Source organism: Reichenbachiella sp., assembly GCF_039944555.1.
GTDB lineage: Bacteria > Bacteroidota > Bacteroidia > Cytophagales > Cyclobacteriaceae > Reichenbachiella.
The window spans coordinates 1,187,936-1,209,315 of record NZ_JBDUYN010000007.1; the positions used below are offsets into that span (position 1 = coordinate 1,187,936).

A 21,380-nucleotide genomic window follows, 5' to 3' on the forward strand; every position below is an offset into this window, starting at 1 on the left:
AATAAGAATCAGATTAATTTTCTGATTTTCCTATAAGAAATGATTAATTTAACAGGGTAACTAACCTTGCTAAATTGAACCAAACCTGTAAAATCCTGATTATCTCAAGCTGCCTCTGGCTGCAGGTGGCTACCGCTTACGGTCAGGATTCGGCATACACACTGTTTGACGACAACGAAATTCAATGGGGTCTGGGGCTCAGACTACAGGCCAATTTCAATCCCAAATACGATAAAAGAGCTGATTTCAGAATGAGTGTTTCTTTTGGATTGTCGAGAAAAATAGGCGACTATCTGATGCCTTCGTATCAACTCTCGGCTACAGTATATAAAGGAGGCCTGGGAAGTTCTATCTCATGGTTTGAAAGAAATAAGTTGCAATTTGACCTGGTGAATAACTTCACATTGACGGGTGGATATAAACATGATAAGGAATGGAAAGAGCTGATTACCTTTAATACGCTTACGGCTAACCCTCTTCTGAACCCCTTTCGTTATTCTCTTTCCATGGGCACCAACCTCATCTACAACCCAAACAGGAAAGACAAATTTCAATATATTGGATTCATGGCTGGTTCGGTTTATGAATTCCAGCTACTCTACTACAATGACGGACCCATTTTCAACGGTATAGGTCTGGGGGATGGCTATGATCGCTACTGGACCGGCGGAGCGCATTTCTACTACGGGTATGTCACTTCAGATATTCGTTTTAATCTCGGATTCGACAAGTTCACTGGCTATTCCAGGGATGCCTACGAGCTTTCCACTTTGCTGGGTTTAGATTATGTAAGCTACAAGGACGAAATGCAAAACACCTTTAATACAGGTGCCTGGAGACTTGAAGTAATAGAAAAAGGTGGTTTTGGGGTATCTGTTACCTACAAGGACCAGTACGACATTCAGCATATGATTCACAAAAAAGGTAACTATGCCTATCATCCGTCGATGCTCAAACCTCACTTCTTATACGGTATACTCTACACTAACCGTCACTTGTTTTGAGAAGGATTTTAGCCATAGCGGCCCTGGCGACCCTAGCCTCCTGCTCCTATCGTATGTATGATAAAACAACATATGCCGAGCTTGAATTTACCGAAGACCCCACCCTGACTGTAGACAGTAAAATATCGGAGGTGTACCTGATGTCTACCTACCGATCGAGTAAGGTGCTTTATCAGGTCATAGATAGTGATACCATATACGATGATATCAGCATCCCCATTTACTCCTCTGTGCCAAGCAAAGACACTGTTCAATCCGCTTATTTGATATTTAACCCACAAACCGAAAAGGTCTGCTACAAAGTTTATACGAATGGTGATGATGCCTCTGGCCCTAACATGTACTTCCAGGCTGAAAATAGCGGTTGCGACCTATTTGGCAAGTATCAAGTAAAGGATAGAAATACGATTGGTCTAAACCTGATGAATGATAAGTCTTTGGCCTTTCATATTTCCTGTCGATATACATCAGAAGGTAACCGGATAGGTCAAATCAAATTTGAGGTCATAGACTACAAAAATGGATTGTCTGAAACGCAGGGTTCTAAGATTCCTCCGATCAAAGTGAACCAGGTGTTTCATACACAATTGATATTTAAAGAAACCGATCTGACCTATAAGTACCTCACCAATAACCAGGATGAAGTAGAGCGAACATCTGTGGAAGTAGAAGCCACTGATGAGATCTCTGTCAGGACCAAGAGAGGCCGATCGAAAAGAGTATCGGTAAAAGGGTATCCCTTCTTTTTGAAGTAAAAACAAAAAAGCATAGCATTTACCATGTTGTAAAGGATCATCTTGCGACCCGGTCATTTAGGGGCTTGCAAGAAGCCTTAGCGGAGTGAAAAGCGTGAGCATCTCATCAATGAAGACGCTTGGCCTTTTTTCAACTACATAAAGTTGAAAAAAGAGCTTAATGTGAAGTGGTAAGTTTTTTGTTTTCATAGCGCATCGAGCTCAAGCTAACTCAGCAATACCTCACACCGTTGCTCCTTAAGTAAATTCAGGTCCTCGTTGAAAGCAAAATTTTCTCTTGAGATTTCTACCTGTTCGCTAAACTTGCCTTTGAGGTTTCTTCTTTTGACCACATTGACGAATCGACGCACGTCATCAATGCTTTCCAGGATGAGTCTTGGCACCTCTACCGGTTGGTCATCATCTCCTTTGGCCACCATGGTAAAAAAGCTACTATTGGTATGTTTGATTTCTCCGGTTTTGACATTTTCAGACTGCACCTTGATGCCTACTACCAATGAGGTTCGTCCAACGTAGTTGACAGACGCATGAAGAGAAACAAGCTCTCCTACTTCTGTGGGACTGTGAAAATCAACACCATCCACGGATACCGTTACGCAATAGGTGCCGGCATGCTTGCTCGCACAAGCGTAGGCCACTTTATCCATCAGCGACAATATGATCCCACCATGAATTTTTCCTCCAAAATTGGCATAGGATGGAATCATCAGTTCGGTCAATGTGACCTGGGATTGAGAGACAGATTTGCTTTTTACATCAGCCATCTAGTGTTGGTTTTAGTTCTTTCAAAAAATAATTATAGGCCAATGTCAATAGCAAAATAAACATGGCCGATATCACGCCAATAAGTACGTTGTAGTACATACCTGCCGACAGAGATATTCTAATCAATATTGTCGCCAGCACAAAGGCGGAATAACGAAATATCCTATAGTAATTAAGCGTATATCTCAGCGCAATCAAGACAATAATGATATCGCTAAAAATCAGAAAGTTATAGAATACATTAAAGGATTTTAGGTAGGTCCCGGTATGTATCAAATTCTTGATATCATAGATGCCAACGGACATAAAAATAGCCAATAAAATGATCGCAAGTAGCTTTTTGGATCGTACGAATTGCGTTTGATCATCTTCGATATTTGTCAGTTTGATATGCTTTTGCACCCGATAGGTGAAGCCCATAATCACGAAGATCAGCAATGCTCCAAACGCGTAGGCAAACATGGCATACAATTCTTCTGAAAGTGGCTTGGTCTCAAATGTGTTTTTGATATGACTAAACTCTTTGATACCAGATCGAATAAATATCAGAGAGAGCAACTCAAATTGCTTACCGACCGCTTTGGCTACCGAGCCTGGCAGGACAAAAATCAGGCTTAGAATTTCCAGCAACAGCAGCAGGGTAAAAGAAAACTCAATAGCAAAGAATGGATTTGAAAACTCACTACTCAAATGACTGGCTGGTATCCAACCCCACTTGATCATTTGTCCAAGGAATAGGCATACAATAAAGGTCAGTACAAGAAAAGAACTGACATAGCGATGCGTGTTTTTGTTGTCTCTTAGCTCAGCGGTTCCGTCAAAGATCCGCTCAGAAAGGACCAATGCCCGATTCATCATGGTTTGGGTCTAAAAATTAAAGGTGAATGTTTGTGTACTGTCTTGCACATCTTTCAACTCGAGTGACAATTCGCTGAGCGTCTCCCATGCCCCACTCAATTCGAATTGTAATTCATAGGATTCAGATGAAGGAACAAATGTTCCTGGCGTAATGGTTACGCCTCCAAAGGGGTTGGTGTCTTCGTTGGCCGGATCGATCCCGGTTCTGGTCTCAAAGTCGATGACTTTTTCACTAAAACCTTTGGGAACAAACTTAAAAGCCACCAAATCTGTGGACGCATCGTCTTCGGTGATTTGCACTGTCAAAGTTTGATCACTCTTGGCTGCTGTGAGAGTATACTCTTGTTTGGCGTAAGGCAATATGCGCATCGGGCTTCTTGTATTTAGACGGCTTTGTTTACCGTCATTTACACCGATGTGGTATTCGAAATGCAGGTGTTCGGTATTGATACCCACGCCACTCTTGCCTGACTTGCCTATCTCTTCGCCCATGGCTACCTGGTCTCCCTCACTAACACCAAAGGAGTCCAGATGAAGGTAAACCGTCTGTCGCTGGGCTGCACCAGTGACTCCCGGATGAGCGATCACGATAAATTTGCCGAAACGTTCTAAACTGGTGCCTGCGACTCCTTCTTCGACTCGAACTACCGTACCGGCTAATATGGCATGAACGGGAGTACCCGTTGGAGCGCGCACATCAAACCCACGGTGGAAATCGTAATTTCCAGATAGTATTCTTGGTCCGTAAGTCGACGCCAATTCATCGGGATCGGACGTACCGCTCATAGGCCATACGCCTACTTCTCTCTCTATCGGATTCGGGTCTTCTGACGGCGTCGGATCATCTTCTTTGGATTCACTACTGCAATTTGCCTGCAGGATCAATGCCGACAACAAGCTCAACCAAACTAAAAAACTATATTTTCTCATCATATTCTGCTTTCTATTGGTAAATCGGAAGTTTTTGTATTCTCAGCATTAAATTTTTGCATCAACTCAAATACATAAGGAATCTGTTTTTGAAATCGATTCAAGATGTCCGATGAGATATTCTTTCTACTAAATGGCACTACTTTTACGTATTCCTGAATCTGATGGGCCTCTCGCCCATATTTATAATCATATGTGAAGTTGCCATTCTGATCGGTTTTGATCAGGCTATTTCCATTATTGGGTACACTGATATAAAACTCACTTTTGTTGATATCGCCATCCGGGCTAAATGAGTTTGACCGTTTCAAATGGGCATATAGCTCTCTGGCCGTGTTGACGGCTGGGTCGATCAGCAAGACGTTTTCCTTCATGTTTTTTCTATAGAGGTACACGCCATCTGCGGTTTGATAATTGTAGAGTTCACCAAGAACCTTATCAATTTCTTTGGTTAAATATGGGTAGTGAGTACAACCCAAGATGATGGATTTCAATACATTATCGGTATTTGATTTTCTTATTTGTTCCATCAGTGTTACCAGATGAAAGCGTACATAGTTTTCGCTATCGTTGATTTGCATGATAGAGCAATCGTCTGGATTGGTCGCATCACACAACATCTTGCCCTGATCAAAATCAAAGTTGTAAATATCCAACAAGGTCTTATCAATCAATAAATCTCCAGCTAAGGCAGGTCCTTTATAGGTCGATCGTGGCTTGCTAAGTCCCTTGATAAAATAATCGGTATCTTCATCAACAGCTTCTGCTATGCCCACACCACCTTGCTGAAAGGTCTCGATTTGACCGGTATAACCCATTTTCTTTTTGAATACCTCTATGGTTCGACTATAGCCTTTGGATGCCACCGTGCCAGCCGTGGCCAAAATACCTATGATACCATCTTCATCCTTCTCCATACTTTCAAGTGCGCCTTTTACACCCGCATCGATGACACCTATAACTTTGATATCCGTATTAGCGCTAGCCAAAAAGCCTTCAATATAGTCCTTGCCGTAGGCTGTAGCTGTGTTACAGGCCACTACAATGGCCTTGACGGGTTGCTTATCTTGCTTGTAAGACTGATCCTTATTGGAGGCATAATACTTATTGCTTAATAAGAATTGTGCATCCTTGATGATATGCTCCTTCAAGAGATCTACTTTGTTTTCTTTTGAGTAATTCCCGTAAGGCATATTGGCCTGATCACCCAGATAGACAAAAGACTCCTGCTTAAAATCAAGTAAATTATCCGCACCCTCAGATCTATCATCATTATTGTTTTCGTCAAAATTGACAATCGCCTTGAGGACTGTTAGTCCGCCCGTACCCGAATCAAAAACACCGATGGGTAAGGCCTTTTTCTCCTTTGGATACTGCTCAAAATCGAGATAGTAAAAGCTATCTTTATTTTCCAATATGTCCTCCAAAATACTCGTTGTGGAATCTTGTGTTTCTGGCGTTTGACATGAAACAAATAGCCATATGCCTATCCAATAAAAGTGTGTTAGCTTCTTCATATGATTTCAAGTTTACGATTCAGACGGCAACACCAAACCTCGATATGAGGTTTAAGTGTTGGCCTGTTTTGGGTTACAGTGTTTCTCTTTATTTCAAATGCTCTTACTTGTAGATTCACTGTGTCCTACCAAGATGGCCACAGTAGCATCTCCAGTCACATTGACAGCAGTTCTGCACATATCCAATATTCTGTCCGGGGCGACGACCAGGGCAATTCCTGCTGTTGGGATACCAATAGACTCCAGCACAATGACCAACATCACCATACCTGCTCCTGGCACACCCGCCGAACCTATGGACGCCAATGTGGCTGTCAGCACAATCATCAATTGGCTCGAGATGGACAATTCTAATCCCAGCGCCTGCGCAATAAATACGGCTGCCACGCTTTGATACAGACTGGTCCCATCCATATTGATCGTTGCTCCTAGTGGCAAAACAAAGCTGGCCACTTCGGGTTGAACGTTCAGTTTTTGCTCGGCGCAATCCATGGTCACCGGCAAGGTCGCCGAACTCGAACTGGTACTAAAAGCCAGCAATTGGGCTGGTCGAATACCTTTGAAAAATTCCATGTATTTAGTTTTGGTCAAGAATGTAAATGCCCCTGGGTAAACGACAAACATCATCAGCCCAAGCCCGACCAGTACGGTACCGGCATACCAAAGCAAGGCATATAGCAAATCAAAAGCTTTGGCAGAATCAGCCCCTCCTATTTCTACAATCAGTGAGGCGATGAGTGCAAAGACACAATACGGTGCCACCTTCATGATGTAATGGACCACGCGAATAATAACTTCATTCATTCCATCAAAAAAATTGACCACAGTCAAGCCTTTCTTTTTGGGGATATCTAGCAGCGCAATACCAGCAATGATGGCAAAAACCACAACCTGAAGCATCATTTTGTTGTCTGATGCGGCCGCAACAATATTGCTGGGCACCAACTTCACCATCGGCTCGAGTGGCCCACGATCTTTAATTTGTGAGGCACTTTGAGACTTGGATTGCACTGTGGTGGAATACAGCGACATCAAATTATCTCTTGTTTCTCTGGGTAGCTTTTCTCCCGGCTTGAGCGCATTGACCGCCACCAGACCAATACTTGTGGCCAAAACCGTAGTCATTATGTATATGGCAATGGTCTTACCTCCCATCCGTGATAATTTAGAAATGTCTCCCAGGTTGGAAACCCCAACAATTAGGGAGGAAAGCACGAGTGGAACGGCAATCATTTTGAGTGCATTGACAAATAGGGTTCCAAAAGGTTTGATATAGTCAATAACCAGTTCAGGGGGCCATTGAAATATGACCACAACCAGTCCGAACAACAGTCCCGCCAGAATGCCTATTAGGATTTTTAAATAAGTCGGTATTTTTTTCTTTGTTTGATTCACGTGATTGGCTTGTTGATTGAGCAGGTCTATTACCTGTTTTTTAATAGTACTTTACCGACTTTACTGCCATTAAATTGACCATTGATGACTATTTGTCCATTGACAAATGCATACTGTATGCCTTCGGATAGTTCTTCCGGGTTGGAGATATTGGCTTTTGGTTTCAATTGATCTGGTGCCCAAATGATGATATCAGCGAAGTATCCATTCTTCAGGATACCTCTTTGATCCAAACCAAAAGTAGCAGCCACAAGTCCTGAACTTCGGTGTACAAATGTCTCCACGTCAAGTACATTTTTACCCAACACATAAGACTCGTATTTTTTGGGAAAGCTGGCATATTTTCGTGGATGTCCCTTCGTCCCATCAGAGCAGGTCATCACCCACGGCTGACGCATAAAATTTTCGACATCATAGCTATCCATATTGAAAGAGGCCACTCTGGCACCGCTATTTCTAGCTATATGGAGAGCCGCTTCAACGGGACTCAAATTCAATTGTTCACTGATTTCCTGAAGGTTTTTCCCTAGCATGGTTTCATCTTTACAATCCGCCGTGACCAGCAAGGACTGCGCTCCTCCTCGCTTCCGAATATTTTCTTTAACCTCTGCCCTGATTTTGTCAAGCAATCGATCATCTGAGAGTCGCATGAGATACGCCTCCTTACTGCCTGCCATCACCCACCGATTGATGAGGGCATTTTCGAGATGAGTTCCCGAAAACCGCCATGGGTACTGGTCAGCAGTGACCTTTTGGCCATTTGACTGAGCTGTTTCGATCATTTTGATCACTTCATCACTTTTTTTCCATACATCTGCGCCCAGGGCTTTGATATGTGCAAAATGTACAGGCACGTTTGCCATTTTTCCGATGAGCAAGGTCTCTTTGACAGACTCGATAAGGCCAATGTTATAGCTGCTTTCATCCCTAATATGGCTGTCGTATACACCTCCAAATGGCGCTATTTCTTTGGACAATTCGATCACCTCTTCGGTCTGTGCAAAACTGCCTGGAGAGTAATAGAGTCCTGTAGACAGGCCATAGGCACCCTGGACCATGGCATTTTTAATCAAAGCACGCATTTGATCCAACTGATCTGCATCTGGCTTGGCATCGCTCAAGCTCATCACCTGCTCTCTGACCGTGCCGTGTCCTACAAAAAAGGCGACATTCGTCCCGATCTTGTTGGCTTCCAGCAATTTGGTCGCACCTTCAATATCCGAAGGGCCTTCACCGTCATTTCCTACGAAGACGGTAGTCACACCTTGAGTCAAATAGTTGATATTGCTGTTTCTCGATTTGCTTTTTAAATCGCCCAAACTATGGGTATGCGGATCGATAAAGCCCGGAGAAACGATAAGGCCTTGTGCATCGATGGCCGTATTAGCGATTATATTGACCGTATCTGATTGGCCTACGAAGACGATTTGGTCCCCTTTAATGGCTACCGACCCCTGAAACAACGGCGCACCGGTTCCATCAATAATTTTGCCATTTTGAATCCAAACGTCTGCCTGGATGGTTTCTAACTTTGCGCCGCAACTTGCAATCATCAACCAGATAATTGCCAAAAGGCAACTGGCAATTTTTGAACTACTCATTTCCTTTCATCAAAATGTCAATCATTTGTTCAGCAGAGATTTTACCGATTCGTTTGATATCCTCTCGCGGCGTATCATCGCCGATTTCGTACGTAATCCCTTCTGCTCCAAATTGTGAATAGAACCAACCCTTGGTGACTGGGGTCCTCAGACCTGCCGGCTTTTCATTGGTTAGATAATTCTCGATTTTGCTTTCAAGCGCAGCAAACCATTGATTTCTAAACCAGGGTATAGTTTTAGTCTGAATTTCGTTTTCATCCAGCGTATAGAAGACATCTTTGTAGGTCGAATGAAAATCAAGGCCTAGCAAGACATTGGCTTGCAGTTCGTTGACCCAGTCAACAAGGTGCGTAGCGACTAATTTTGTTTCTGGTTGACGGTAATACGCCCAATCTCGATTCAGATCTACTCCTCCACTGTTGTGCCTCCAATGCCCCATATCCACCCCGTCAGGGTTGATCATAGGATAGATCAGTACGGTATGGTTTTCAAGAAAAGCTTCCAGCTTCTTCGCGCGGATTAAGGACTCCACAAATGCCTTCATGGCCAAAAAGCCTGTTACTTCCGGCGGATGCTGCCGACTCAGTATCACGATGACATCGTTGTCTTTTTGTTCCCCATTTGACAATTCTACAAATAGCATTTTTCTACCCAATGCCGATCGACCAATGGTATCAATAGTCACGAAAGACTGGCCGTTGAGCCCTTCCCACCATTGATGGACTCTTTCGGTATCCTGAATTTCCTGACCGGCTATCCAAAGGGTGTCTGGTCCTATCTCAACCTGTAAGGTGACATTGATACTATCCGAGTCGTATATCAGGGCATCGTCATTCAGACGTAACCAGTTCTCTCCATCATCACTGAGTTTTGGGTGATATCGATGTTTGCCGCCATCATATTTGAGGGTAATGTATCTGGTGGCCGAATCCTCAGCCCACAACTTGAAGGCGTACCAGGCACTGTTGTTGACCGGTTGGTTTTCGGGTCTTATCTCTGCTAAAAAAGAAGAATCGTTGATTTGGACAAAGTTGTTCAACCTGGCCGCATCAAATTGATTGTCGGCGGTAAGACCTGCCTCGGTATGATAGCTTCTTTTCTCCTGACGCTCTATCGCCTTTGTATGAGTATCGACCGGCTTTGGAAAGTCATGTGTTTTCAGTCCCCTACCGGAAAACTCGCAACTCGCAAGCATCACAATCAATACCATACAAAGAACAATATTTGTTGTTGCTTGATATTTTGAATTTCTATATGAATTCATTTGAAATATCTTTTTAGTTTCTAATCAGGGGTTTAGCCTTTTTTCAGGACGAAGGTGTAGCTGCCCGATATTCCAGCTGTGCGGGCTCCTATAGGCACATTCGTATCGTTGCTAAAGGTGATCGTAAGTGCGCTCCCGTCATCACTATGCACCACGTTGATAGGTCTTTCGTCTCCGTTGAGCAAGATGGAAGTAAAGCTACCTTCAGCATAGGCCCAGGTACCCTCCGGCTGAAGTAGATTGTTTGGATCTCCTGATACGAAATAGCCAAATTGCTCAGTAAAAACAATGGAGAAATCTCCGTACTGAGAAGTAATATCTGTTCCATCGCGGAGCACTTGTGAATTGCTTCCCATAGACCAGGGCCCGGCCAGGGCCTTGGCCTGACTTTCGTCCTCTGGTACATTGGCTTCTTCATCACAGGCTACTAAACCCAAGATGAGCATAAACAGTGTGTATTTTAATATTGAAATTTTCATTTTTCTAGATTTTAAATTTTTTGATTGTGACATTTGGACAGCATTGCTCTGTACTAGTGTTTAATCAGCTTGCCTGATTTTACCAATTTCGAATGATCAGAAATTTGATAGAGATATACCCCTCGATCTAAATAATCCACTCTAGTTATTGCTGTGCCCAAGACTATGACTTGGGAGAGCACGGTCCGACCATCCAGGGTCATCATCTTGAGTTTCAAATTGTTGCCCAATTCGTTGTGAACCGTCAGCTGATGGTTCACTGGATTAGGAAATAAATGGATGGCTAATTCATGAAACCCCTGATCTCCAACAGCCGTCACAGTCTTCTGACTGGGAAAAGCTGCCGCCAGGGCTTCAGCCATTTTGGACCATTGGGTAGTACCGGATCGCAAACGTGACAATTCTTGCTCCAGGTGTATGAAACGCCCGTTGGCAATGGCAGCATCGTTACTACATGGATTCGAACTTTGATTGATATACCTCCCCTGGGTGTTGGTAAATCCCAACAATCTCGTCCAACTCGTATTGGTCGAACTCTGAAAGGTCAGTACAGCATCTTGTTCAAATAAGGCCTGCTGAATGTCTGGCAACTTGTTCGTGCCATTCACTCCACGAGCACCAAGGCTCATGATCACATAGGGATCGGTGCTCTTCTTCGAAAATCCGTGCAACTGGATAAAATAGTTGCTTTCAGCGTCATTCAGCTTTTCTGTTACAATTTGAAACGCTGATTTATCATTGTGAGCAACGTCTGAAATCCGGTATTTTTCAGACCCTGATCCACATACCGAGGTAGTTCCCGAACAACTGGTCTTGGTCGAGCTGTTGCAACGATTAGTTCCCGTCAAAAAGAAAGCACGCGCCCCGGTTTGTCGAAAGACATAGACACCCTCAAGACCTGTATTGGTATCCTTGATAGCATGTGGACTTTGTATCACCAACTGAGCTCTGTCCGGATCATTGTTGAATACATAAGTCCCCCAATAATTGCTACCTGAAGTCCGTCTCAACAGGTACAGATCCAAAGTTCCTGAACCCGTATTGTCTTTCACATGGCTTAGCGTATAGCCAACATCTGTTGCTTTATTTGCTACCTCAGAGAAATTTTTGTCCAAGATAAGATCTATAATACCCTCCCAGGCGGTCAAATCGCTACCACCAGGAGAAGCATATACATTGGTCGATGCGCCTGGCAAATTGTTAATCTCCGTGCCAATGAGGTCTGAAATATTGGCATTAATGACTTCCTGACCCTGCAATGAGGGCCAGAAAGCTACACTAAGTACCAAAAGAGTTATTAACTGTATTTTATACTTTGCCATAATCGTTTTATTTCTGTATCAACAGTTTTCCCTGACTCAAGCGCTCATTGGCTTGATTTCGAATATCGTAGAGATATAAACCATCTCGAATATCCGTTAGAGAAAGCTGATTGAGCTGATGATTTGAAAGGGTGTAAGACCGAACTACCTCACCATTGAGTGAAATAATCTGGAAAGACATCTGATCTTGTACCGCATTCATGCTGATATTGAGTTGATGTGACACCGGATTAGGGTAGACATTCAACTCCTGAATCTCTATGTCTCCTGAAACGTCTGTGACGATATTGATAAAAACACCTCCATTGACTTTTCTACCAGGAGAGTACAATCTGCTATCTGCCCCATCAGCCTGTGTGTGAAGTGAAAACCCACCTGTGATATCGGGTGACCTCGTGATCGACTGATCTCCGTCTGCGTCTGAACCATAAATGGTTCCCGCTTGAATTTCATCTGATGCGTTGAAGATTTTGAGCACGTCTCCTGTGTTCGTCAATCCGACTCCACTTCCTTCCGAAGCCACCTGCACCTGGGCACCCAAAATACCTCTGGGCTCTCCGCCTCCAAATACCACAATGGCATGACCAGGCTGAAGACTCGTACCACTTGGGAATACGTGACGCTTTTGCGCTTCGTCCTGAAAATAGTATCCGCTCATATCAATATCAGCCGATGACCTATTGACCACTTCGATAAATTCGTCGTCGCTGGCGTCTCTGGTTCCGTCATTGTTGGCATCGCCTGCATCACTAGACGCAGGATCGGCATGAATTTCGTTGAATACCAAAGGCACGTCGTCGTCCAGAATAATAAAATTGAACTGGAACGGACTACCTGACTTGGCCTTTGTCCCACCTGTGATATCCTGAAGCGCAAAGGTGAACAATTCATCTCCTTCGAGCTCTTCATCATTTTTGACCGTCACAGTCACTTTTTGATTGTCGCTGCTACCGGCAGGAAAAGTGACCATCTGAGTGCTATATTCTAAATCGCCACTTAAATTTTCAGTAGCCAACACCACATTTGCCGTGGTAGCGGCATCGCTCGATGGGTTTTCTATCGCCACTTCTATTTCGAATGTGCTATCCGCTTCTTCCGCACCACTCAATGAAGTGGCAAATTTCACCTTGGTAGAATTATCCACTACAAATGGAGTACCATCCACTTGTGTTCCGGGAGATATCCATCTGCCATTCAATGTTGGGTGCAACACAAAATCACCAGTGATATCTGGGTTTCTGGTATAGGACACTCCTACTTCCGTCGAGGTATAGGTATAAGAAAATATTTCTGCGTCTGCTTCATCAAAGATGGAAATAGTCGTACCTGAATTGAGTATTCCTAATCCTGATTTAGCTTCTGATGCCACCTGCACCGTAGCACCACCAAACTCACCTGTAGGGCTTCCACCGCCAAAAACAACCAACGCGGATCCTGGCCCAATCACTGTGCCAGCAGGGAAAAAGTGTCTATTGCTTCCATTGACAAACAACCTCCATCCTGCAATATCGATGTCGACCGTGCCATTATTTACAAATTCCATCATTTCATCACTGGTACCACCGAAGGTGCCATCGCCGTTGGCGTCCACCTCTGCAGCGTCCGCAATACTGGTCGATGATGGATACGGCAAAAATTCATTCAACACCAAATCCGAAGCAGGAAAATCGTTGTCGTTCATAGTGACTGTAAAAGTTGCCGTAGCTCCAGCGGCAGCACTATTACCTCCGGCTACATTTTGCAACTCGAAGGTGAATGTTTCCTGGCCTTCTATATCCGCATCGTCTGTGATCGTCACGGTAAAAGTTTGTGTAGTGGAACTTCCAGCCGCAAAAGTGATTGATTGAGTAGCAAAGTCGTTGAAATCAGCCGCTGTTGCAGGGTCAGTCGACGTCAACACCACATCCGCGGTAGTTGCTATGGATCCATCAGGTAATGAAATCACCACGCTGATATCAAAGCTGCCATCACCTTCGTTGACGGTAACAGAAGATGATTCAAACTGAACCAATGTAGTGGTTTGTTCGATGAAGAAGGTACCATCTACTTTTAGTCCCGGTGAAGCAGCCGCGTTGGTCGCGTCTTCATTGGTATACGCCGAAATTGCTGCATGGGCACTAAATTCTCCTGTGATATCCGGGCTTCTACTGAATGCCACTGCTCTGGTCGCCTGATCGTAAGAAAACGTTAGTCTTGTCGCGTCAGTACCATCCTTGATGGTAATCTCGTCGCCACTATTCAACAACCCAAGAGAAGTTGATTCTGAAGCGGTTTGAACGACACTGTTTCCAAAGGCGCCTGTTGGTGCTCCGCCTCCACTTCCAAATACAACAATGGCTCCGCCTGCAGGCACCACTGAATTAGCAGGAAAAATATGTCGGTCGATGCCGTCGTTGATTTTCCAGCCTGAAATATCCATGTCGCTCGATCCTGAGTTAACAAATTCGATGAATTCATCAGAACTGCTACCGTAGGTACCATCGCCATTGGAATCAAACTGTGTGGCTTCTGATGTAGACCCCGCTGGCCATGGCATGTATTCATTGACCACCAAATCGGTACCTTCAAAATCGTTATCTACTATAGTCAATGTGTGCGTAGACTGTGCTCCGATCACAGCACTGGTTCCACCGGCTGCATTTTGCAAGGTAAATATTAGGTTTTCATTGCCTTCCACGTCCATATCATCGGTAATGGTCAGAGTCACCATTTGCGATGCGCTGCTCGCTGCTGGAAAAGTAAGCGTTTGTGTAGCATATGTTGTGATATCCGTACCATTGGTAGCTGACCCACCTGTCAATGCCACCTCAACCGTAGTTGCATTGCTGGCATCTTCTGCTACAATCGATACAGTAAGGTCGACCGTTCCATCTCCTTCATTGGCACTGGTAGTCGCACTGGAAAACTTCACTTCGGTACTCGTAGGTACGATAAACAAGCTTCCGTCAATTTTTAGTCCAGGAGACGCCGTAGCATTGGACATATCTTCCTTCGTATATGCAGAAATCGCCGGGTGCGCTTCAAAATCACCTGTAATATCCGGGTTTCGCACCATAGCTACGGTACGTGTGGACGCGCCATACGAAAATGTAAGTCTCGTTTGGTCGCTGTCATCCTTGATAAATAATTCGTCCCCACTATTGAGCAGTCCCAATGAAGAAGACTCAGTAGCGGTTTGTATAATACTATTGCCAAAGGTGCCGCTCGGCGTACCTCCACCAAACACAACAAGTCCGCCGCCGGCAGGAATAATTGTATTGGCTGGAAAAATATGACGATCGATACCATCATTGATTTTCCATCCCGAAATATCTAAATCTCCGGAGCCAGAGTTGACAAACTCGATATATTCATCAGAACTACTGCCATAGGTACCATCTCCATTGGAATCAAACTGTGATTCACTTGATGAAGAACCAGCTGGCCAGGCCATAAATTCATTGACTACCAAATCTGTAGCCGCAAAATCATTGTCTACAATTGTCAAGGTATGGGTAGATTGAGTCCCTACGGTAGTTGAATTGCCTCCACCTGGATTCTGAAGTGTAAAAACCAAATCCTCACTTCCTTCTACATCAGTATCATCTGTAATGGTCAATGTTACCGTCTGAGAAGAGCTGCTAGCTGCGGGAAAAGTGAGGGTGGTTGTAGCATAGGTCGTGATATCAGATCCATTGGTTCCGGAACCTCCAGTGAGTGCTACTTCAACCGTGGTGGCGTTGCTTGCGTCCTCCCCGGTAATTAAGACAGTCAAATCCACAGTCCCTCCACTTTCGTCGATGCTGGCCGTAGCGCCAGAGAATTGTACCTCTGTGCTCGCCGGAACAATAAATAGAGATCCATCGATTTTCGTACCAGGTGAAAAAAGTGCTCCACCAGCACCGGTGGCGACACTATGTTTTGTCATTGGATTATCACTTCCGGTAATATCCACATCTCTGGTAATGGACTGATTATCATTACCTTCACTACCATAAGTATAGAAAATAATCGTGCGATCGGAGGCATCTTGTACGATCAAAGTTTCGCTTGAATTCGTGGTCCCGACACCACCACTAGACGCCGTCTGCACGATACTATTTCCGAAACTCCCGGTTGGTGAACCTCCACCAAAGACCACAATGGCTCCTCCAGCCGGAACTACCGTGCTTGCTGGAAAAACATGCCTGGACAAGACACTGCTATTGGTATCGAATATTTCATATCCGCTGATATCTAAATCTCCAGAACCTGTATTTACCAACTCAATAAATTCGTCGTCAGCAGCATCTCTTACTCCATCTCCATTCGCGTCACCAGGCGTACTACTGGCCGGGTCAGCATGGATTTCATTGATAATTAAACCCGAAGATGTGATGTCATTTTCTACGATGATTAAATCTGTCGTACTCTGTCCGCCGATTACTGCTGCATTTCCTCCTGCTACATTTTGTAAGGTAAAAGTGAATGTTTCCGCACTTTCTACGGTGGCATCATCGGTAATCGTGACCGTCACGGTCTGGTTTGCCGCACTTGCTGCGGGAAAGGTAACCATCTGCGTGGTGTAGTTGTCTAAGTCCACAGCCGTGCCAGCCGTCAACGCCACTTCTACCGTAGTCGCATTACCCGCATCTTCATTGGTAATGGCAATGGTGATATCGTAACTGGTACCCGCTTCCGTTTTGGTAGCGGATGCAGCCGTAAACTGAACGCTGGTTTGCGCTACTACTCCTAAGCTCATCACCATTAGTACCACAGCGCTACACAAAAATTTTATATATGTATTCATTTTGAAAATATTTATGTCCTGTTATTGATTGATATCTGTCACCGTATACAAATCAGGTAATGGTGACGGTATGTTAGCGTTGGTATTGATCTCATTGTCAGGATAAACAAGCCTTTCCGGATGTACAGTGGCGGTACTGGTATTGAAAGGAATGCTAACCGCAATGTCAGACTCGGATGCCGACCTCAACCTTCTGGCGTCGTCAAAAGGCATATAGGTCATAAACCCTGAGACATATCTCTCCTCTATAATCTCTCGCAACAGTGCTCTATCTTGAGCAATGTTGTCCGCGTTTTCGAGGCCTCCAGCTTGAAAATCAGCTTCAATATAATCACTATACGTATAGGGCCTTGCATTGAAATGCACATTGAGAAAAGCTCCGGTATTGAGGAACTGTCGATAGGTATTGAGATGCCCCAATCCCGTATTGAAATCTACGGTTCTCGCACCAGCTTCTGCCAGTGCCAACATGGTTTCTTCATAAGTTACCATTCGCTGTGGTTCAAATTCACTAGCCACGCCTCGGTTACTCACCCCATCGGTTTGGTCAACGGTCATGTATTCAAAGCGCGCCGTCTCGTCAGTTTTAGCGTGATTTCTACTCGTTGTCCCCGAAGGATCAAGTAATCCACTGAAATAACTGCCTTGCGTACCTATGTCCCCGGCTCTGGAGCCATTGAGCAACGTAAAGTAGGTGTTTTTACTTCCTGTGATGCTGGAGTCTCCTATTGGAATAAAGTTCATGTTGTTTGAAGCGGTGGAGATACCATTTTGAGCGGCACTGTATGCACTGCTGTACTCCTTGGTCTGCATGTAGTATCGGGCTTTCAACGACCATGCTGTCTCCAGCCATTTTTGCTTGTCACCATTGTAGTAGATATCTTCTGAGATCACTCCAGTGGCGGCTACATTCAAATTATCAATCGCTTCATCCAATAGCAATTGAACATTGGCTAAAACAGTCGCCTGTTCATCGAATTTTGGATCTTCTAAGCCCTCAATAAATATCTCCTCATACGGAATATCTCCAAACAAGGTAGCAGCCGTGCCTATTACATGGGCTTCCATTACCTGACATATGCCATGAAGTAAAGCATTTTCGCCTTCCAACTTACTGATAATCAACCTCGTTTGTGGCACCACCCCTTGATAGATTCTATTCCAGGTAGATTCGGTCTCCTCTGAGGTCAAGGTATAATCGTAGATGTTTTTGTACTGAGCCGCAAACCCTGTGAGCTGTCCGGTATACAAACCGCTGATTCTATTGGCATGACCTACTTGAGCCAGCACATTGGCCAACTGAGCCCCTGTGAGGAATTTTTCCGGTGGAATCACATCTGCAGAGAGTTCTGTCAAATCATCGTTGACATCATCCACTAGATCTGTGCAAGCTGCACCCAGGTACAGCGTGGCAAATAATAGTATGTATTTATAATTTTTCATGATTTCAGTCATTTAATGATTAGTAAGTTATTTTGAGTGAGAACAGGATAGATCTTGTACTCGGATTAGTGAAATACTCCACACCGAATCCGTTGCTCACTCCGAATTGACTTGATTCAGGATCTACGCCCACGATATCTGTCCACATGAGCAGGTTACGACCTGTCGCTGTGAATTGGACGGAGCTCAACTTCAAGGTCTCTTGCAACCAATTGTTGTTGAGCGTATAGCTCAGTGACACTTCTCTTAGCTTGGTCCAGCTGGCATCCTCGCTGATCAAAAGGTCATAAATGACACCTGATCCGAATCCTCCTCCGCGTGAAGTATACCAAGCTTCGTCCAGTAGCACGGGTCCTCCGCCGAAATCATGTACTGCGCCTCGTACCACACTTCCTGCTGGAAATAAGATACCGTTCACATTTCGAAGATCTTGCTCTAGCGTAACCTCATTGGATACATCCTGATGTGTTCCAAATCTGTAGAGTACAATTCTCGTTCTATCTGCAAACTGTCCACCCTGAGAATGTTCAAAGAGTACATTCAGACTTAAGTTTTTCCACTTTGCATTGAAGCCGATACCCCCTCTCCAATCTGGATTAGGGTCGCCTATCACACCCAGCTCTGTTCCAGCAAAAGGGAAATTATTGGCATCTAATTCTAATGTACCGTCATCATTTCTACTCGCCTGTGTTGCCCACAAGGCACCCAAAGAATGGCCGGCAACTGCTCTAGAACTAATTGATTGAGAAGACAAATCAATAGACTCTGCGCCACGGAGGTCTAGTACAGTATTTTCGTTGTTGTTGAAATTAGCGGTGATACCCACGGTCCAATCTGAATTTCTTATAATGTCGTAATTCAGATCTACTTCCATCCCTTTGTTTTCCATGGTCGCAGCGTTGGAGTACTGATTGAAAAACCCGGTGGAAGAAGGCACTGGGATATCGAGCAAAATATCTTCGATCTTATTGTAGTAATAAGTGAAGTTGATGCCCAGTCTATTGTCAAAAAAGCGCAAATCTGTTCCCACCTCATACTCAGTCTTAATTTCGGGTTTCAGATTAGGGTTGCCCTTGTCATCGTCCAAACGGTAGCCACCGCCAAACAACGATACATCTAAGGCATCGCTAAATGAGCTGGCGGAAAAACCTGCGTCTGTAAGAGTCTGCGATTTATGCGCAGAAGGCTGAACGCCCACTTTACCCCAGGAAGCTCTCAGCTTACCAAATGACAGTACACCAATATTATCGAACACAGGCAATTGTGTAAACCTCCAGGCCACATCTGCCGATGGATAAAAGAAATTGTCAGCTATGGTAGAAGCCGCTTCAAGTGCACCACTCAAATTGACATTGACCTGATCATAAAGTGCCAAAGAGATCAGGCCATATCCACGATTAGATCGTCTGATAAACGCTGACTTACCCAATGAAGAGGCCGCCTGATCAGTGGTGAGGTCATAGGTAGGGAAGTTGGTGTTGACCTGAAAATCTCGGATTTCCAAGCTTTGAGATTCGCCTGTTCTTTCATTATAGTTGAACCCGATGGTAGATTCCAGATTAATGTTTTGATTGATATCGAAGGAAGTGCGTGCTATCGCATCAAAGTTCACTTGTCTTCTTCTAATCACGTCTTCGGCGAAGATTCCCACGTTTCGAGACGAAGCTGAATTTTTAGGAAAGAAGTACTCTCGCTTGTCTGAGAAAAAATCTACTCCTCCACGAAAGGTGAAATTCAGCCATGAGGTCGGATCAATATCCAATTGTGGAGTAATGGAGAACCTGTTGACATCAGAACTTGCAATTTGCTCATCTGTCGTCCATTGCGGGTTGGAATAGGTTGGGTTTTCTCTTGCCCCCAAATAACTCCTATATGATCTCTGTCTTCTTGGAAATGACTCTCCGCTTGCACTGTAGTAAGTTCCGATATAATCCGAATTATCAAAATCAGGAGCCGTTCTGAGCAAGCCCAGATACATACCAGAGAGGTTAGAGTTTTGCTGAATTCTATTAGATTGAATGTTGACATAGGAGGCTTTGGTACTCATACCGAGCCAGTCGTTGAATCGAGTATCATTGTTCAACCTAAGATTGTGCTTGTCATAATCACTATTTCTAATGATTCCATCTTGATTGAGCTTGCCAAAGCTGAAAAAGAAAGTGGATTTTTCATTACCACCACTGACGCTTAAGTCATGCTGTACGAAGTGTCCGCGTTGAAAGACCTGATCGAAGTTTCGATCCGCATAGGTGGCCGTTGAGTTTTTATTAGTGATGGGATAATGAGTAGTCCCATCTGCAGATACAAATCGTTCACCAAAAAAGTCTACCTCATCTCCTCCGCCTGTTCTATCCGCAATTTTATCACCCCAAGAATTGGCAGCATTGGCAATCCAGGTGCCGTTTTCTCCCTGTCCGTAAGTATTCTGAATCGGATGTCTTCTATTGATCTCATCCATGGAATAGGTCACATTGTAGGAGATCGTTGGCTTACCAGACTTTCCTTTTTTGGTAGTAATGACAATTACGCCGTTAGCAGCTCTAGATCCCCACAAAGAAGCCGCTGACGCTCCTTTCAAAATCTGCATGGATTCGATGTCATTGGGATTGATATCATTCAGTCTTGACTGCTGGGAAGTACCTCCTGTTCTTCCCCCAGTAATGCCATTACCAGATCCCAAAATGTTGTTGTTTCCCAACGGCACTCCATCTACAATAATCAATGGCTGCGTGCTACCTCCAATGGTGTTTTGGCCCCGAATCTGAATAGAAGATCCAGCTCCCGGGTCGCCATTGCTTCGAGAGATCTTAACACCGGCGGCTTTTCCTGACAATCCGTTAATCAAAGTGGCTTCTCCTGATCTAACGATATCGTCAGATTTGACTTTCGAATAGGTAGATCCCAGATTGTCTCTCTTTTGCTTAAAGCCGAGTGCACTGACCACAACTTCTTCGAGTTGGGCAGCATCTTCCTCAAGGATCACGTCTATCACTGATCGGTTTCCTACGTTGACCGTCTGTGTCACGTATCCGATAAAATTGATCGAAAGCGTGGACTCCGAAGTTACTCCATCGAGCGTAAAGCGTCCGTCAATATCACAAACGGTTCCCAGTGTCGTGCCGACTACCTGAACCGTCGCGCCTATCAGCGGACCATTCTGGTCCTTCACCGAACCTGTGATGGTCTGCTGAGCGTGAAGCCCCTGGTGACCAAGGGTCAACAGAAAGACTAAGATTAGTTTATGTAAAGATTTATTCATCATAATTTATTTTATGTTTC

At 44.4% G+C, this 21,380-nt stretch carries 14 protein-coding genes; 2 read left to right on the forward strand and 12 right to left on the reverse strand.

Annotation, left to right across the window (positions count from 1 at the left end; genetic code table 11):
• Window positions 1-74 precede the first annotated feature (74 nt).
• Window positions 75-1,004, forward strand: a complete 930-nt coding sequence (locus tag ABJD64_RS13660; RefSeq protein WP_348179452.1) for a hypothetical protein — start codon at window positions 75-77, stop codon at window positions 1,002-1,004.
• Complete coding sequence (locus ABJD64_RS13665; protein ID WP_348179454.1) at window positions 1,001-1,759, forward strand: hypothetical protein; 759 nt, start codon at window positions 1,001-1,003, stop codon at window positions 1,757-1,759. Before ABJD64_RS13660 ends, ABJD64_RS13665 begins: the two co-directional genes overlap by 4 nt.
• Window positions 1,760-1,965: 206 nt before the next feature.
• Here ABJD64_RS13665 and ABJD64_RS13670 read toward each other — a convergent pair whose 3' ends face one another.
• From ABJD64_RS13670 to ABJD64_RS13725, 12 genes are all read right to left on the reverse strand, one after another.
• Window positions 1,966-2,523, reverse strand: coding sequence for an acyl-CoA thioesterase (locus tag ABJD64_RS13670; protein ID WP_348179455.1), 558 nt, complete (start codon window positions 2,521-2,523; stop codon window positions 1,966-1,968).
• Window positions 2,516-3,382: a hypothetical protein gene (locus ABJD64_RS13675; protein WP_348179456.1), complete on the reverse strand. Its 867-nt coding sequence runs from the start codon at window positions 3,380-3,382 to the stop codon at window positions 2,516-2,518. The genes ABJD64_RS13670 and ABJD64_RS13675 overlap by 8 nt, the downstream gene beginning before the upstream one ends.
• A gap of 9 nt (window positions 3,383-3,391) precedes the next feature.
• Window positions 3,392-4,315, reverse strand: coding sequence for a M23 family metallopeptidase (locus ABJD64_RS13680; RefSeq protein ID WP_348179457.1), 924 nt, complete (start codon window positions 4,313-4,315; stop codon window positions 3,392-3,394).
• Entirely contained in the window at window positions 4,312-5,829 is a 1,518-nt protein-coding gene (locus ABJD64_RS13685) for an Asp/Glu/hydantoin racemase (protein ID WP_348179458.1), read from the reverse strand. Before ABJD64_RS13685 ends, ABJD64_RS13680 begins: the two co-directional genes overlap by 4 nt.
• Before the next feature lie 93 nt (window positions 5,830-5,922).
• Window positions 5,923-7,224, reverse strand: a complete 1,302-nt coding sequence (locus ABJD64_RS13690) for a dicarboxylate/amino acid:cation symporter (protein ID WP_348179459.1) — start codon at window positions 7,222-7,224, stop codon at window positions 5,923-5,925.
• Between the two features lie 29 nt (window positions 7,225-7,253).
• Window positions 7,254-8,825, reverse strand: coding sequence for an amidohydrolase family protein (locus ABJD64_RS13695; protein ID WP_348195148.1), 1,572 nt, complete (start codon window positions 8,823-8,825; stop codon window positions 7,254-7,256).
• Entirely contained in the window at window positions 8,818-10,089 is a 1,272-nt protein-coding gene (locus ABJD64_RS13700) for a M14 family metallopeptidase (protein WP_348179461.1), read from the reverse strand. Before ABJD64_RS13700 ends, ABJD64_RS13695 begins: the two co-directional genes overlap by 8 nt.
• A gap of 32 nt (window positions 10,090-10,121) precedes the next feature.
• Complete coding sequence (locus tag ABJD64_RS13705) at window positions 10,122-10,568, reverse strand: hypothetical protein (RefSeq protein ID WP_348179462.1); 447 nt, start codon at window positions 10,566-10,568, stop codon at window positions 10,122-10,124.
• 53 nt (window positions 10,569-10,621) lie between these two features.
• On the reverse strand, window positions 10,622-11,890 hold the full coding sequence (locus ABJD64_RS13710; protein ID WP_348179463.1) for a T9SS type A sorting domain-containing protein: 1,269 nt from the start codon (window positions 11,888-11,890) through the stop codon (window positions 10,622-10,624).
• A gap of 7 nt (window positions 11,891-11,897) precedes the next feature.
• Window positions 11,898-16,658: a lamin tail domain-containing protein gene (locus tag ABJD64_RS13715; RefSeq protein WP_348179465.1), complete on the reverse strand. Its 4,761-nt coding sequence runs from the start codon at window positions 16,656-16,658 to the stop codon at window positions 11,898-11,900.
• A 21-nt stretch (window positions 16,659-16,679) separates the two neighbouring features.
• Window positions 16,680-18,101: a SusD/RagB family nutrient-binding outer membrane lipoprotein gene (locus tag ABJD64_RS13720; RefSeq protein WP_348179466.1), complete on the reverse strand. Its 1,422-nt coding sequence runs from the start codon at window positions 18,099-18,101 to the stop codon at window positions 16,680-16,682.
• A gap of 19 nt (window positions 18,102-18,120) precedes the next feature.
• Window positions 18,121-21,363 (reverse strand): SusC/RagA family TonB-linked outer membrane protein, encoded by a 3,243-nt coding sequence (locus tag ABJD64_RS13725; RefSeq protein ID WP_348179467.1) that lies wholly within the window; start codon window positions 21,361-21,363, stop codon window positions 18,121-18,123.
• Between the last annotated feature and the right edge of the window lie 17 nt (window positions 21,364-21,380).

What these genes read in the sequence shown, in the direction of transcription:
- ABJD64_RS13670 (WP_348179455.1), bottom strand. Translation starts at nt 2,523, where the DNA reads ATGGCTGATGTAAAAAGCAAATCTGTCTCTCAATCCCAGGTCACATTG.
- ABJD64_RS13675 (WP_348179456.1), bottom strand. Translation starts at nt 3,382, where the DNA reads ATGATGAATCGGGCATTGGTCCTTTCTGAGCGGATCTTTGACGGAACC.
- ABJD64_RS13680 (WP_348179457.1), bottom strand. Translation starts at nt 4,315, where the DNA reads ATGATGAGAAAATATAGTTTTTTAGTTTGGTTGAGCTTGTTGTCGGCA.
- ABJD64_RS13685 (WP_348179458.1), bottom strand. Translation starts at nt 5,829, where the DNA reads ATGAAGAAGCTAACACACTTTTATTGGATAGGCATATGGCTATTTGTT.
- ABJD64_RS13695 (WP_348195148.1), bottom strand. Translation starts at nt 8,825, where the DNA reads ATGAGTAGTTCAAAAATTGCCAGTTGCCTTTTGGCAATTATCTGGTTG.
- ABJD64_RS13700 (WP_348179461.1), bottom strand. Translation starts at nt 10,089, where the DNA reads ATGAATTCATATAGAAATTCAAAATATCAAGCAACAACAAATATTGTT.
- ABJD64_RS13705 (WP_348179462.1), bottom strand. Translation starts at nt 10,568, where the DNA reads ATGAAAATTTCAATATTAAAATACACACTGTTTATGCTCATCTTGGGT.
- ABJD64_RS13710 (WP_348179463.1), bottom strand. Translation starts at nt 11,890, where the DNA reads ATGGCAAAGTATAAAATACAGTTAATAACTCTTTTGGTACTTAGTGTA.
- ABJD64_RS13715 (WP_348179465.1), bottom strand. Translation starts at nt 16,658, where the DNA reads ATGAATACATATATAAAATTTTTGTGTAGCGCTGTGGTACTAATGGTG.
- ABJD64_RS13720 (WP_348179466.1), bottom strand. Translation starts at nt 18,101, where the DNA reads ATGAAAAATTATAAATACATACTATTATTTGCCACGCTGTACCTGGGT.
- ABJD64_RS13725 (WP_348179467.1), bottom strand. Translation starts at nt 21,363, where the DNA reads ATGATGAATAAATCTTTACATAAACTAATCTTAGTCTTTCTGTTGACC.